The organism is Magnetospirillum fulvum (assembly GCF_900108475.1).
Classification (GTDB): Bacteria; Pseudomonadota; Alphaproteobacteria; order Rhodospirillales; family Magnetospirillaceae; genus Phaeospirillum; species Phaeospirillum fulvum_A.
Genome location: NZ_FNWO01000001.1, coordinates 362,901 through 378,332, shown reverse-complemented (window position 1 = coordinate 378,332; position 15,432 = coordinate 362,901). Strand labels below are relative to the sequence as shown.

The window sequence follows — 15,432 nt, the reverse complement described above, 5'->3', positions numbered from 1 at the left end:
ATGCGACTTATATTTTCATAATTACAGACAATATCGTCAATCTTAAGATTATTATTTATTTATTTTTGTGTCGCAGCCGAGGCTGACCAGGATCCGATGCACGGCCCCATCGTCGAGGAGAGGAAACCGCAGCGGCCTCATCCCGATGGCGACGTCGTCAAGAAGAGCACTGGCGATGCCGCAGCCGACCCCGTTCGGATTGACAACCTGGATATCGTAGCGGGTTGTGCCATGCAGCCATGTCGCCCCAAAACCGCTCCAGGTCCGGGGGATGCAGGGATCGAGGCAGAGATGCTCGCCCTCGCGGCGCAGACCCAGGATCGCTTCGATCCCGGCGCGCTGCATCCAGGCGGCCGACCCGCTGTACCAACTCCACCCGCCGCGACCGACATGAGGCGAGACGGCATAGATGTCGGCGGCGACGACATAGGGTTCGAGTCTGTAGCGTTGCAGGCTGGCGCGGGTGCGGGCGTGGTTGATCGGGTTCAACAGCGCGAACAGACCGGCCGCCTTGTCGCCCTGGCCCAGCGCGGCGAAAGCCATCACCGACCACAATGCGGCATGGGTGTATTGCCCGCCATTCTCGCGGATGCCGGGCGGATAGCCCTTGATGTAGCCGGGATCAAGCGGGGTGAGGTCGAACGGAGGCGTGAACAGCAGAGCGAGTTGGTCGGTGGGCCGGATCAACTCGCGCTCCACCGCCACCATCGCGGTCGAGGCCCGCTCGGGATCGGCCGCGCCCGACAGCACCGCCCAGGATTGGGCGATCGAATCGATGCGGCATTCCTGACTTTCGGCCGCGCCGAGTTTGGTGCCGTCATCGAAGAAGCCGCGCAGATACCACCCGCCGTCCCAGGCTTCGCGGTCAAGCGACGCGCGCAAGGTGGCGGCATAGCCTCGCCAGGCGACGGCACGGACGGTTTCGTCCCGCGCCTCGGCCAAGGGAGCGAAGGCGATAAGAGCGGTATAGAGCAACCAGCCCAGCCAGACGCTTTCGCCTCGTCCGTCTTCGCCGACGCGGTTCATCCCGTCGTTCCAGTCGCCGGTGCCGATCAGCGGCAGACCGTGAACGCCGAGCGACAGACTGTAATCGAGGGCAAGAGCGCAATGTTCGAACAGCGGTGCGGCGCGTTCGGACAAGGTGGGGTGGAAGAAGCTGTCATGCGCTCCCGGAGCCAGGGGCGGACCTTCGAGGAAGGGCACTTGAACATCGAGAACCGCCCGGTCGGCGCTGGTCGTGACGTAATGGCCGACGGCGACGGCAAGCCAGACCCGGTCGTCCGAGATCCGGGTACGGACGCCCTGGCCGGAATGGGGCAGCCACCAATGCTGGACATCGCCTTCGATGAATTGCCGCGCCGCCGCCCGCAGCAAATGCTCGCGGGTTATCTCGGGACGTGTCGCGGCCAGCGCCATTCCGTCTTGGAGCTGATCGCGGAAACCATAGGCGCCGCTGGCCTGATAAAAGCCCGACCGCGCCCACAGGCGGCAGGCGACGGTCTGATAGAGCAGCCAGCCGTTGAGCATGATGTCCATTGCCCGATCCGGCGTTTTGACTTGGACCGCGCCCAAGAGAGTGTCCCAGAACCCGGCGACGGCCGTTCGCACGGTTTCGGGGGTGGCGGCGCGGCTGCGGGCGATCAGGCTGCGCACCTCTTCGATGCCGGCGGCTTCGCCGAGCAGGGCGACGATTTCGATGCTGGCACCGGGGGCAAGATCGACCGTGACGCGGAGCGCGCCGCACGGGTCGAGCCCGGCACCGGTCTTTCCCGACAGCGGGCCGAATCCGGTCAGCGCCGCCGGAGCCGACAAGGCCCGGTTCCGCCCGATGAAGTCGCGGCGATCGCCGGTCCATTCGGTCTGGCGTCCGCCGAGATCGAAGAAGGCGATGCGCTCGCCAAAGGCGGTGCGCCAGGAATTGCGGGCCAGCATCGCGCCGGTAACGGGATCGATCTCGGTGGCGATAAACGGCAGCGAGGCCGCGCGCGAGGGGCCAAGAACCCATTCGACATAGGCGGTTACGCTGAGCCGACGCGGGTGGCCCGACAGGTTGCGCAGGACCAGCCGCGAGATCTTGACCGGATCGTCGAGCGGGACGGTCTGGACCAGATCGGCGGTAATCCCGTGCAGCGACACTTCGAATTCGCTGTATCCCCGGCCATGGCGGGCGATATAGGTCGCGGTTTCGTCGCGGATCGGCAGCGCGGTCGGACTCCAGACTGCGCCACTTTCTTCGTCGCGAAGATAGATGACCTCGCCCGGACGGTCGCTGACCGGGTCGTTCGACCAGGGGGTTAACTGGTTCTCGCGGCTGTTGATCGACCATGTATGGCCGCCACCCTCGACCGAAGCCAGAAAGCCGAAGGACGGGTTGGCAACGACGTTGATCCAGGGGGCCGGAGTCGATTGCCCCGGTCCCAGCGTCGTTACATATTCTGTTCCTTCTTTTGCGAATCCGCCCAGACCGTTGAAGAATTCGAGGCCGGGTGGCGGTGTGGTCCGTGCTCCGGGCGTGGCGGATTTCGCCGGGGCAAACAGTCTGGCTGGGAGCAGCGGAACGGGTCGGGACGAGCGCGGTTTGCCCGGATCGCGGATTTCCGCGCGGCGGTCGAGCTGTTCGAACAGGCTGCCGCGTTGGGCGGACAGAACCACCCGCGCCACCGCGAGCAGCAGCGCCTTGGTCGCGGCCGGGATCAAATCGGCCCGCAACACGAAGACCCGGCCGGGCGAGGCGGCTTCGCTTTCGCCGTGGTGGCGCGGTTGGCTGGCGCGGACCAGGGAGTCCAACGCGGTCTGGAGGTCCTGGATATACGAGGCCGAATGTTCGTTCAGGATCACCAGATCGACGGCCAGCCGCTTCATCCGCCAATATTCATGCGCCAGCAGGATTTCGCGGGCGAGGCCGATCGTGTCGGTTTCGGTGATGCGCAGCAAGATGATCGGCAAGTCGCCGGAAATTCCCTGCGGCCACAATCCCGCCTGAGCCCCCGTGCCGCGCCGGATGACGTCGGACGACGGGCGCAGGGTCGGCGCAACATGAATCAAATGTCCGGCCAGACGCTGGAACAGACTGGCTTCGGCGGCGGTGATGCCGAGATGGTGAAGCTGCACCTGCGCCTGGGTCCAGGCCAGCGTTGCCGCGCGGGTAAAGGCGGTGCTGTCGCGATGCTTATCGACGCAATCGAGCACGTCGGCACGACTGGCGGCGACCATGGTCCAGAACGCGATCCGCACCGTTTCGCCCGGCGCAACCCGGACCCGGCGCCGCAGCGAGAAGATCGGATCGAGCACAATCCCGACGCTGTTGGTCAGCGGGCGGCCATCGAACACGCCGAGCGCGGTGCGGATCGTTTGTCCCCGGCCGATAAATCTGGCCCGGTCGGTTTCATACGTCTGCGCGCCGACGGCGCCCTTTTCGATCACGGCAAGATGGGCGGCCCAGACCTCCGCTTCCTCCGGTCCCCGTCTGCGCCGGGTGGCGAGCAGAACACCGGCGGAAGCGAGATATTCGGTCTCGACGAACAGTTTGGAAAAGGCCGGGTGGGCGATATCGGCGGCCTGGGGCGCCAGCGCCAACTCGGCATAGGACGTGATTTCGATCTCGTGCATCCGGGGGCCGCTATTGACGATCGAGATCCGGCGCACCTCGGAATTGTCCTCGGCGGAAACCAGCACGGTCATCGTCGTCGAGAGCGAGCCGTCGTGGCGGGAGAATTCGGCTCGATCCTCGTGAAACGCGATTTCGGATTGGTCCGGCTCGGTTCCGCTCGGCTGTAACCCGGCCGACCAGACAAGATTGCTGCGGACGTCGCGGAGGAAGACATAGGAGCCGCAATCGTCGCAGGTGGAATCCTCGCGCCAGCGGGTGACGGCAAGCTCGTCCCAGCGGATCTGGCCCGATCCCGACGCGGTTATCATCGTGGTGAGGTGGCCGTTCGAAAGCAGAAGGGTGGCCGGAGTCGCCTGATGGGCATAGGCGACGCTCCGCCCGCCCAACAAGGCATTGTCGAGAGGCGCGACGGAATTGACCTCCGCTGCCCACGGATGCGCCACCGACACGTCGCGCGGCATCCGTTCCTGCAACAGCAATTCGGTCGCCTGGATAATCGGCTCGGCGTGAAACCGTGTCCGCATTGTCCCGTCGAACAGGGTGTCGGCGATGGCGACGATGCTCATTCCCTGGTGATGAGCCATATAGGCGCGAACGATTGTAACCTGCTCGCCCTCGGGCAGCCGGGACGGCGTGAAGTCGAGCGCCTCGTAAAAGCCGAAGCGGCCCCGCGCCCCCAGCCGTTCCAGCCGGGCCAGATTGACCACGGCGGCGCCGGGATCGACCATCGTCGCCAGCATGGTGGCATAGGGGGCGACGACCCGGTTTTTGCCGAGACCGCGCTTCAGCCCCAGGCCGGGAATGCCGAAATTGGAATATTGATAGGTCAGATCGAGGTCGCGGGCGTTATAGGCGGATTCCGAGATTCCCCATGGCAGATCCTGCCCGGCGGCATAATCGATCTGGCGGCGGACCACGAGGCGACTGGTCTGTTCGATCAGGCTTCCGGCCGGAGCCCGCATCACCAGCGAGGGCATCAGATATTCGAACATCGAGCCCGACCACGACACCAGAGCGGCGCTGTGGGCGACTGGTGTCACGGTGCGGCCAAGATGGAACCAGTGCCGGGCGGGAATATCACCTTTGGCGATCGCGAAAAAGCTGGCCAACCGGGCCTCCGACGCCAGCAGATCGTAACAATTGGTGTCGAGAGTGCCTTCCGGCAGCAGATAGCCGATCGACAGCAGCATCCGTTGGCGATCGAGCAGAAAGCCGAAATCCATCGCCAACGCCATCGACCGGGCGGTTTCTTCCACTGCGGCAAGTCGGGTGGCGATCGTTGCCGCCGAGCCCATCCCGAGATCGCGGCGGTGGCTCTCAATCGCGTCGAGGCTGGCCTGGACCCAGAACAGCAGATCGGCCTCGCCCGCGCCGTCGCGGTCGGTCACCAGGGCGCGGGCGATGTCTTGCATCGTCTCGGCTTCGTTGGCCAGTCGCGGCAAGAGCCGGGCGAACCCGTCGAGGTCGGTTGCGCCGTGGCGCAATTCGGTGACGATGGCCGCCAGCGCGTCGTCGAACTGACGCCATGTCACCGTCTGGGTCCAGGGGCCGTCGCGCAGGCTGGCCGCCGTTTCATGGGCCAGATCAAGCGCGTCGGCCAGTCCGGCGAGGCGCAATGTCGGGTCGATCGACCGCGATCGCCATTCCCGGCAGGCATTGGCCAGGGTGATCAGGTGACCGGCGAGATTGCCGCTATCGACCGAGGAAACGTATTTGGGGTCGAGCGGGCGCAGATCGCCCGTATCGTACCAATTATAGAAATGGCCGCGAAAGCGCGTCAGCGCGTTCATCGTCGCCAGCGTCGTCTCCAGACGTCTTGCGGCCTCGTCGGTCCCGATCCAGCCGAAATCGCGCGCGCTGGCCACCGACAGCAGGTATAGCCCGAGATTGGTCGGCGAGGTCCGCCGCGCCAGCACCGGCGAAGGGTCTTCCTGGAAATTGTCCGGGGGCAGCCAATGGTCGGCGGCGGTGACGTAGCATTCGAAGTAGCGCCAGGTCCGTCGCGCCGTCAGCCTCAGGGTGTGGGCCTCGGACTCCGTAATCGCCATCCGACCGGCGACCGAGGGCGACCGGCTGACCCATTGCGCCACCAGCGGCGAGACCAGCCACAGCGCCGCGATCGGGCCTGCGATCATCCACGAGCCATGGCCGAGCAGAACGGCACCGCCCATCGTCGCGACGGCGATCGTCGGCCCGCCCGCCATCCGACGCAGGGTGCACAGGCGGCCGGGCCGGGGGGCGACCGAGGATTGCGCCGCCGTCACCCATTCGAGCAGATGTTTGCGGGAGACGAACAGCCGCCACAGGGTTCGGATGATCGCGTCGCTCATCAACCAAGCCTGATGGGCGCGGAAGGTGACGATCAGGCCCGACAAAGCCAGGGCAAGACGAAACTCGCGGCCGAGGGTCCGCAGATGACTGGCCAGCGTAATGCCGGGGCGACGGGGCGGGATCGCGGCGACCACTGGGATCAGGGTCGGCACGACGATCGTCGCCAAGACGAATCCGGTCCAGATCAGGGCGGCGTCGAATGACAGCGTCCATCCGGCCAGCAGGGCCAGAATCGTTGCTGGTGCCGACAGGGTACCGCGAAGATTGTCGAGCATCTTCCAGCGCCCGATCGCGGGAAGCAGATCGACTTTGCGGTCGCGTCCGGCTGGCATCAGGGCGATTCCCAGAATCCAGGGCAGCAACTGCCAGTCGCCGCGAGCCCAGCGATGGTGGCGCAGGGCATCGACGTCGTAGCGGGCTGGAAACTCCTCGACCACCTCGATATCGGAGGCCAGCCCGGCGCGGGCGAACACGCCTTCGAACAAATCGTGGCTGAGCAGCGTCGAATCCGGCACCCGCCCGGCCAGAGCCGCCTCGAACGCATCGAGGTCATAGATGCCCTTGCCGACATAGGACCCTTCGCCGAACAGATCCTGATAGACGTCGGACACCGCCGCGACATAGGGATTGATCCCGCTCAGGCTGGAAAAGATGCGCTGGAAGGGCGAGCCTTCAAGGCCGACCGGCAGGGACGGCGTCACCCGGGGTTGCAGCAGGGCATAGCCTTCGACCACCCGCCCGGTGTCGGCGTCGAAACGCGGACGGTTGAGCGGATGGGCCATTTTTCCGATCAGACGTCGCGCGCTGTCGCGTGGTAACCGGGTGTCGGAATCCAGGGTGATGACATAGCGGATATCGGGCGGCGGTGGAGCGGATTCTGCGCCGGGGACGATAAAGGTGGTGTCGGTGGCACCGCGCAGCGCCCGATTGAGTTCATGCAGCTTGCCGCGCTTGCGCTCCCAGCCCATCCATTGTCCGTTGCTTTCGTTCCAGACCCGGCGGCGGTGGAACAACAGGAAGCGGGGGCCGCTGGCCGTCGGCGGATGACACCGGTTGAGGCGCTCGATTCCCGCGATCGCGACGTTTAACAAGACGTCGTCGCCTTCGGCATGCTCGGTCGCGGCATCGGCCCAGTCCGACAGCAGGGCGTAGTAAAGCTCGCCGTCGGGACTGGCGAGATGGTGGACTTCCAACCGTTCGACCTGCTCTTCGATCGACTTCGCCGAGGTCAGCAGGGTCGGTACGACGACGATCGTTCGCAGCGACGCCGGAACGCCGTGCTCCAACTCCAATCCCGGCAGCAGAATCGCCCCGAATCCGAACGTGACAGCGCGATTGACCAGGGCCACCGCCGCATCGACGGCCGGGATCAGACCGACCAGGGCGAGCAGGGTAAGGCTTTCGAGTGAGTAACCCGACAGGTCGAGCAGCAGCAGCGGCAGGGCCAGCAGCAGTAACGCGACCGTTCCGGTGGCAGCGGCATAGCCACCGATGCCAAAGATACGGATCAGCCGGGCCGGCCATCGCCGCCACGGCGGGCGATAACCGATTTTCGCCTCGAAGGCAAAGCGTCCCCCGGCGAGAAGATGGTAGCCGGGGTCGCCCCGCCGTTCCATCTGATCGTCGGGCGCGGGCTCGCTCTGAGATTGGGCGGTCTGGATCGCGGCGTGGGTGACGTCGAGTTCCTTCCATCCCGACCGGCGCGCCAGATCCTCGATTGCACTGCGATAGAGATTGCGGGTCGAGAAATTCATCAGGCGGAAATCGCCATCGGCGGCCAGGGCATCATCGACCAGGCTGACGCTCTCGACGATCTCGTTCCAATCGACGTCGGCGATCAGCCGCAGCGAGGTGATGATGTTGCGGACCGTGACATTGGCGGCACCCAGGCGGCGGTGACCGTCATGCACCACGGACTCGACCGTCATGCCCTGTTCGGCCAGACGCTGGTCGAGCCAGGTCAGCGCCGGGGTGATGCGGGGGTCCTGGTCGCGTAGCCGGTGGACAAGTTGCACCGCGAAGGCTTCGGCAAGCCGGGTGCCCTCGTTCTGGGGTAGAATCGTCTCGACCGGCTTGACGTCGTGCCCGGTCGCGTCCAACAAGCGGTCGGCCAGATCGTTGGCCTGCTGACGCGCGCTGCGATCTTCGAGAATCTGCTGTGCGACCCGCCGCAGATTCTCGATCAGAACGATTCTGAGCGTAGTCGAGACCGCCCACAATTCGCCGATCGTCAGCGGCTGAATGTCTTGATAGGCCCGCACATAGCGGATCAGCATGGCCGGATCGAACCGGCTGTCGCCATGGGCGACGTAGGCCCAGGTCATCCCGAACACCCGGGGATACCCGGCGAACGGTCCCCCGGCCAGTTTGGGCAATTGCCGGTAATATCCGGGGGGAAGGTTGGATAGGATTTCGCGGATCTGGCGCTCGATGACGAAATAATTGTCGATCAGCCATTCCGCCGCCGGGGTGATTGCCCCGCCTTCTTCGATCACCGCCACCATGCCGCGATAGGCGGCCAGCAGGACCGCCCCGTTTTCGGCCAGCCGCTCCGCCAGCGGATGCCCCGGAATCAGCCGCTCGGTGACGGTCTGGGCGTTCGCCAGACTGCGGGCATGTTGCTCCATGCGCTCGACGCCGAACAATTCCTCGCGGATCGGCATGCCGCCATCCCAAGGCGATGGCGGCGGCGCCCGCCCCAGCACCCGGGACAGCAGAGAGATCGATCGAGCAAAGAAGGGTGTTCGCACCAACATTGTCATCCTTAACCATTGGGCATTTCGTGATCCCGCCCGGCGTAGGAGACATCATCGTCTCGTCCTGAAATGACCCATCATTTCATCGGCGGGATATCTGGCATGGTGGCGGTTGTGCAAAACCATGCCGCTCGCTTCAGAAGGGCAAGCTTCGTCGAGTGAAGTTAGACCAGAGTGAGTATAAATACGCAGAAATCTGTGCCATTAAAAAAGTAAATCTGCCGAATTTAATGGCTATGTTTTGCGGGCAATTTCAAAAACATTATCCATCTAGGCTTAACTGTAGACCACATTGGTCGCGCCTTGGTGATTAAATTAAAGCGTTCCCATAAAATTTAATCTGGATAAGCTCAAGGAGGTGGATGAGGCGCAGGGGGTGTTGCGGCACCATCTCCGGGGATCTCACGTCCATAACCGACTCGTGACACCCCTTACGCGGCGGCAAGATCAGGGATCGTTTTCGTCGAGAGATTGGAGTATCTCGGTGTCATCGCTCCGGCAGTGCCGGGACGGGCAGAAGGAGTGCCGCGATGAGTGTTTCCGGAGAGGTTCTGTTCGAGTTTCGCCGGGTCGGCACTCTGGTCAAGGTCACGGCGTTTCACGTTCCCTCGATGACCGAGATTTCGATTTCCGGCCCGGTCAATGCGGGCGAGACGATGCTGCGGACCCAGGCGTTGCGGCGGCTGGAATACGTTCTGGCCAAGAAGGCGGCGGAAAAGGCATGAAAAACCCCGGAGCCAAGCCGGGCTCCGGGGTTTTCGACGGCTCGAAAGCGAAATGGGTCAGCGACGTCCGCGGCGGGCTGGCGGGGTGTCGTCAACCGGTTCGGCGGCCTTGCGGCCCAGCCCGATCTTCTTGGCGAAGTCGGACCGCTGGGCGGCGTAATTGGGGGCGACCATCGGGTAATCGGGGGGAAGGCCCCATTTAGCCCGGTATTCGTCCGGGGTGATGTTGTAGGTGGTGCGAAGATGCCGCTTCAGCATCTTCAGCTTCTTCCCGTCCTCAAGGCAGATGATGTAATCGGGCGTTACCGAGCGCTTGATCGCGATCGCGGGCTTTGGCGTTTCCGGCTTTGCTTCGGGCTGGCCGCCGTCGAGAGAGGATAGCGAGCCATACACGGTATTGATGAGGTCCGGCAATTGTCCAGCCGGGACCGGGTTCTTGCCGACATAGGCCGCGACCACGTCGACGGCCATGCGCAGCAGATCATCGCGATTGGTCTTTTCCTGGCTTGTGTCGCTCATCTTTTTATCCAACCAGATATCGTTGGTACGTTGATGCCATTGAATGCATGATGTTCCACTTATGTCAATTCGAAACTGTTGGGTACGAGTAACGAATTCTTATGATGTGCCTCTCATTCAGTAATGGCGACTCCGCCTAACTGAGAATTGGTCAGAGTCTCTGTCCGTTTTGATGTTTCTATTGCGGCGGAAGTGTGGCGGAGTCCGACGCGGACAATTCCGGGGCCGCCAGCCCCCACCCCCGCGCATTCCCCAGCGGCTGGTGGCGCATTGGCAAATCGTTGCGACATATGGTATCTAGCCCAATCCATAGGATTGTCAGGATCGGTTCCATGACCCAGCGCACCCTCGCTCTCGCTTCGGACCATGGCGGCGTCGAGTTGAAGACGCTGCTGTCGGCTGATCTGGCCGGTCTCGGCTGGCGCGGTCTCGACCTCGGCACCGACGGTCCCGCCTCGGTCGATTATCCCGAATTCGCGCTGAAACTGGCCCGCGCCCTGAAGGCGGGCGAGGCCGATTTCGGCCTCTTGATCTGCGGTTCGGGCATCGGTATTTCGATCGCCGCCAACCGCCATGCCCATATCCGCGCCGCCCTGGTCCATGATGGCTATGGGGCAAGGATGTGCCGCCAGCACAATGACGCCAACGTCCTGGTGCTGGGCGGACGGGCGATCGGCCCCGAAATCGCCCGCGACTGTCTGAAGATTTTCCTGGAGACTCCGTTCGAAGGTGGCCGTCATGCTCGCCGGGTGGCGATGCTGTCCGAATACGGCGAGAAATAGTCTCCGCGATTCCGTTCGTTCCCGCGTCCAAACCTTCTTCTGCTCGAAAGAGAACCGATGTCCAGCCTTTCCCCCTCCGCTTTCTTTTCCGCTTCCCTGGCCAGCAGCGATCCCGCTATCGCCGCCGCCGTCGCTCATGAGCTTGAGCGCCAGCAGGGGCAGATCGAACTGATCGCCTCGGAAAACATCGTTTCCCGCGCCGTTCTCGAGGCTCAGGGGACCGTCCTGACCAACAAGTACGCCGAAGGCTATCCCGGTAAGCGGTATTACGGCGGCTGCGAGTTTGTCGATGTCGTCGAGCGTCTGGCGATCGAGCGCGCCTGTGCCCTGTTCGGCTGCACCTATGCCAACGTCCAGCCCAATTCCGGCTCGCAGGCCAATCAGGGCGTGTTCATGGCCCTGGTCCAGCCGGGCGACACCATCATGGGGATGTCGCTGGCCGCGGGCGGTCACCTCACCCACGGGGCCGGTCCCAACCAGTCGGGCAAGTGGTTCAAGGCGGTGCAGTACGGCGTGCGCCAGCAAGACGCCCAGATCGATTATTCCGAGGTCGAGGCGCTGGCTCGCACCCATCGGCCGAAGCTGATTATCGCCGGTGGCTCGGCCTATCCGCGTGAGATCGACTTCGCCCGCTTCCGCGCCATCGCCGACGAGGTCGGGGCCTATTTCATGGTCGATATGGCCCACTTCGCCGGTCTGGTCGCCGGTGGTGCCTATCCCAACCCGCTGCCCCACGCCCATGTCGTCACGACCACGACCCACAAGACCCTGCGCGGCCCGCGCGGCGGCATGATCCTGTCCAACGATGCCGAACTGGGCAAGAAGATCAATTCGGCGATCTTCCCCGGCATCCAGGGTGGCCCGCTGATGCATGTGATCGCGGCCAAGGCGGTCGCGTTCGGCGAGGCGCTGACCCCCGAGTTCAAGCTGTATGCCCGTCAGGTTGTCGATAACGCCCGCGTTCTGGCCGACACCCTGGTCCGTCGCGGCCTCGACATCGTCTCGGGCGGTACCGATTCGCACCTGATGCTGGTCGATCTGCGTCCGAAGAAGCTGACCGGCAAGGCGGCCGAAGCCAGCCTGGAGCGGGCAGGGATGACCTGCAACAAGAACGGCATTCCCTTCGACCCGGAAAAGCCGATGATCACCTCGGGCGTGCGGCTCGGCACCCCGGCGGCGACCACCCGCGGCTTTGGCATCGAAGAGTTCCGTCAGGTCGGTGAACTGATCGGCGACGTGCTCGACGGTCTGGCGCTGAACCCCGACAACAATGCGGACGCCGAGGGGCGGGCGCGTGCCGAAGTGACGGCGCTGTGCCGTCGTTTCCCGATCTATAGCTGATCTGTCCTGACATCGGGCGGGGGCCATCCGGCTCCCGCCCAGCCTTGCGCGGAGAATCCCATGCGTTGCCCGTTTTGTGGACACGACGACACTCAGGTAAAGGATTCCCGCCCAACCGAGGATAATTCAGCAATCCGCCGCCGTCGCTCCTGTCCGGCCTGCGGGTCGCGTTTCACCACCTTTGAACGGGTGCAGATCCGCGATCTGGTGGTGATCAAGAAGGATGGCGACCGGGTTCCCTTCGACCGTGACAAGCTGCTCCGCTCGATCGGGATCGCTCTGCGCAAGCGTCCGGTCGATGAGGATCAGATCGAGCGGATCGTCAACGGCATTCATCGCCGGTTGGAAAGCATCGGCGAGAACGAAGTCCCCTCCAAATTCATCGGCGAACTGGTGATGGAGGTGTTGATGGACCTCGACAAGGTCGCCTATGTCCGCTACGCCTCGGTGTATCGCAATTTCCGCGAAGCCAAGGACTTCGAGGAATTCCTGGGGAAGATGATTGGCCCACCCGCCGACTGAGCCCGATCGGGCCGAGACCGACCGCGCCCACATGCGCGCCGCGCTGGCCCTGGCCCGGCGCGGTCTGGGCGAAGTGTGGCCCAATCCCGCCGTCGGCTGCATCATTGTCGCTGGCGACCGCGTCGTCGGCCGGGGCTGCACCGCTGCCGGGGGACGCCCCCACGCCGAGACCGAGGCGTTGGCGATGGCGGGCGACGCGGCCCGTGGCGGTACCGCCTATGTCACCCTGGAGCCCTGTGCCCATCATGGCAAGACGCCGCCCTGTGCCGAGGCGCTGATCGCGGCGGGAATTGTCCGGGTGGTGTCGGCCTTACGCGATCCCGATCCCCGTGTGTCGGGCCGTGGCATCGACATCCTCCGCCGCGCCGGGGTGACCGTCGTCGAAGGTGTGCTGGAGGCCGAAGCCCGCGACCTCAACGCCGGGTTCCTCTCCCGGATCGAGCGGGGACGTCCGCTGGTGACGCTGAAGCTGGCCAGCACGCTGGACGGCCGCATCGCCACCCATACCGGCGAAAGCCGCTGGATCACCGGTCCCGCCGCCCGCGCCCACGCCCATCTGCTGCGGGCCGAGAACGACGCGGTGATGATCGGCAGCGGCACCGCGCTGGCCGACGATCCCGAATTGACCTGCCGTCTGCCCGGCTTAAGCTCCCGCTCGCCGGTGCGGATCGTGTTCGACGGCCGCTTGCGGATGCCGCTGACCCACCGTCTTGCCGCCACTGCCGACGATGTGCCGACCTGGGTGGTGACCCTGGCCGGGGGCGAGCGCAACCGTGCCCGCGCCTTCGCCGCCGCCGGGATCGAACTGTTCGAATGCCCGCCCGGTCCCGATGGCGCGGTCGATCCCGCTGCGGCGCTGGCGGCGCTGGGCTCGGCCGGGCTGACCCGGATTCTGGTCGAGGGTGGCGCGCATCTTGCCGCCGCGCTGGTGCGGGCCGATCTGGTCGATCGGCTGATCTGGTTCCGCGCCGCTCGGATCGTCGGCGGCGACGGTCTGGCCGCGCTGGTCGGCTTTGGCGTCGATCGTCTGTCGCAGACGCCGCGCTTTGGCCGAGTTGACGTCAGGGCGATCGGCGACGACCTGATGGAAACCTATTCCCGCATCTAACACGAAGGACGGACCCATGTTCACCGGCATCGTCACCGCGCTTGGCGAGGTGAGGCGGGTGGTTCGCGGCGAGGGCCGCGAGACCCGCTTTGAAATTACCAGCGGTTTCGATTCCGCAGGCATCGCCATCGGCGCGTCGATCGCCCATAACGGCGTCTGCCTGACCGTGGTCGAAACCGGCCCGGACTGGCATGCCGTCGAGGTCTCGGGCGAGACCCTGTCGAAGACCACCCTGGGCGGGTGGGTCACCGGCAGCCGGGTCAATCTTGAACGCTCGCTCAAGATGGGCGACGAAATGGGCGGCCACATCGTGTCGGGCCATGTCGATGGCGTCGCCCGCGTCGCCGACATCCGTCCCGACGGCCAGTCGATGCGCTTCGTGTTCGAGACGCCGTCCGCCTTGTCGTGCTTCATCGCGTCGAAGGGCTCGGTGGCGCTGGACGGTGTCTCGCTGACCGTCAACGAGGTTGAAGGCGACCGCTTCGGGGTCAATATCATCCCCCATACCCAATCGGTGACAACCTTCGGTCTGTACCGGCCGGGGGATTCGGTCAATCTGGAAATCGACATGCTTGCGCGCTATGTTGCGCGCCTGCTGCAAAGGGATTAGCTCCGTGGTTTCGGCATATCGTGATTATCTGTCGAACATCGAGGACATTGTCGAGGATGCTCGGCAAGGCCGGATGTTCATCCTGATCGATGACGAAGATCGTGAAAATGAAGGCGATCTGATCGTTCCGGCGCAATTCGCCACCGCCGAATCGATCAATTTCATGGTGAAGCATTGCCGGGGATTGGTCTGTCTGGCCATGACTCGTGAGCGGATCGACCATCTCGGCCTCAAGCTGATGAATTCGGACAATCGCTCGCGGCTCCAGACCGCCTTCACCGTTTCGATCGAAGCGCGCGACGGGGTCACCACCGGCATCTCCGCCGCCGACCGCGCCCGCACCATCGAGGTGGCGATCGACCCGGCGCTGGGGGCGGGCGACATCGTTTCGCCCGGCCACATCTTCCCGCTGGTGGCGCGCGAAGGCGGCGTGCTGGTCCGCGCCGGTCATACCGAGGCGGCGGTCGATATCTCGCGTCTGGCCGGGCTGAACCCGTCCGGCGTGATCTGCGAGATCATGAACGACGACGGCACGATGGCGCGGCTGCCCGATCTGGTCCAGTTCGCCCAGTATCATGGGGTGCGGATCGGCACCATCGCCGACCTGATCTCGTATCGGCGCCGTAACGAACGCACCGTCGAGCGCTCGCTCGAATCGCCGTTCCACTCGACCTGGGGCGGCGACTGGCGGATGCTGGTGTATGTCAACACCGTCGATTACGCCGAGCATATCGCCCTGGTCAAAGGCGACATCGTTCCCGACCGTCCGGTGATGGTGCGGGTCCATGCCGTTAACGTGTTGGACGACGTGCTGGGCGACCAGGGGTCGGGCAAGGCGGGCGAGCTTCATTCCGCGATGGAAATGATTGCGGCGCATGGCAGCGGGGCGGTGGTCCTGGTGCGCGAGCCGCGCCCGAACAGCCTGTCCGAGCGGATCCGCGCCCAGCTCGAAGGCCGCCAGCCCGCGCCGGAATTGCGCGATTACGGCGTGGGCGCTCAGATCCTGCTCGATCTTGGCGTCCACGAAATGATTCTGCTGTCCAACACGCGGCGCTGCATCGTCGGGTTGGACGGATACGGCCTGAAGGTGGTCGAACAGCGGCCGATCTCGATCGGTTGAGACCCTGC

General features: G+C 64.6%; 9 protein-coding genes. 7 read left to right on the top strand and 2 right to left on the bottom strand.

Going from position 1 to position 15,432, the window contains the following annotated elements; all coding sequences use genetic code 11:
* Nucleotides 1-51: 51 nt before the first annotated feature.
* Complete coding sequence (locus BLW40_RS01655; RefSeq protein ID WP_244511018.1) at nt 52-8,691, bottom strand: glycoside hydrolase family 94 protein; 8,640 nt, start codon at nt 8,689-8,691, stop codon at nt 52-54.
* A 536-nt stretch (nt 8,692-9,227) separates the two neighbouring features.
* Between BLW40_RS01655 and BLW40_RS01650 the strand changes: the two genes are divergently transcribed.
* Nucleotides 9,228-9,422 (top strand): DUF6898 family protein, encoded by a 195-nt coding sequence (locus tag BLW40_RS01650; RefSeq protein WP_074764845.1) that lies wholly within the window; start codon nt 9,228-9,230, stop codon nt 9,420-9,422.
* A gap of 57 nt (nt 9,423-9,479) precedes the next feature.
* On the opposite strand, the gene BLW40_RS01645 is transcribed toward BLW40_RS01650, so the two are convergent.
* On the bottom strand, nt 9,480-9,941 hold the full coding sequence (locus BLW40_RS01645; protein WP_074765086.1) for a Ros/MucR family transcriptional regulator: 462 nt from the start codon (nt 9,939-9,941) through the stop codon (nt 9,480-9,482).
* A gap of 332 nt (nt 9,942-10,273) precedes the next feature.
* On the opposite strand from BLW40_RS01645, the gene rpiB reads away from it, so the two are divergent.
* From rpiB to ribB, 6 genes are read left to right on the top strand one after another with little or no spacing between them, the layout of a single operon-like run.
* A complete protein-coding gene (rpiB, locus tag BLW40_RS01640) occupies nt 10,274-10,723 on the top strand; it encodes a ribose 5-phosphate isomerase B (protein WP_074764844.1) in 450 nt (149 codons plus the stop codon).
* A gap of 57 nt (nt 10,724-10,780) precedes the next feature.
* On the top strand, nt 10,781-12,064 hold the full coding sequence (glyA, locus tag BLW40_RS01635; RefSeq protein WP_074764842.1) for a serine hydroxymethyltransferase: 1,284 nt from the start codon (nt 10,781-10,783) through the stop codon (nt 12,062-12,064).
* 60 nt (nt 12,065-12,124) lie between these two features.
* The gene (nrdR, locus tag BLW40_RS01630; protein ID WP_074764840.1) at nt 12,125-12,586 is read left to right on the top strand and encodes a transcriptional regulator NrdR; all 462 of its coding nucleotides are present in this window, start codon (nt 12,125-12,127) and stop codon (nt 12,584-12,586) included.
* Nucleotides 12,587-12,617: 31 nt separating this feature from the next.
* Nucleotides 12,618-13,694: a bifunctional diaminohydroxyphosphoribosylaminopyrimidine deaminase/5-amino-6-(5-phosphoribosylamino)uracil reductase RibD gene (ribD, locus tag BLW40_RS01625; protein ID WP_074765084.1), complete on the top strand. Its 1,077-nt coding sequence runs from the start codon at nt 12,618-12,620 to the stop codon at nt 13,692-13,694.
* A 16-nt stretch (nt 13,695-13,710) separates the two neighbouring features.
* A complete protein-coding gene (locus tag BLW40_RS01620; RefSeq protein WP_074764838.1) occupies nt 13,711-14,304 on the top strand; it encodes a riboflavin synthase in 594 nt (197 codons plus the stop codon).
* Nucleotides 14,276-15,424 carry a 3,4-dihydroxy-2-butanone-4-phosphate synthase gene (gene ribB, locus BLW40_RS01615; protein WP_074764836.1) on the top strand — a complete coding sequence of 383 codons (1,149 nt, stop codon included), beginning with the start codon at nt 14,276-14,278 and terminating at the stop codon, nt 15,422-15,424. The genes BLW40_RS01620 and ribB overlap by 29 nt, the downstream gene beginning before the upstream one ends.
* Nucleotides 15,425-15,432: the final 8 nt, after the last annotated feature.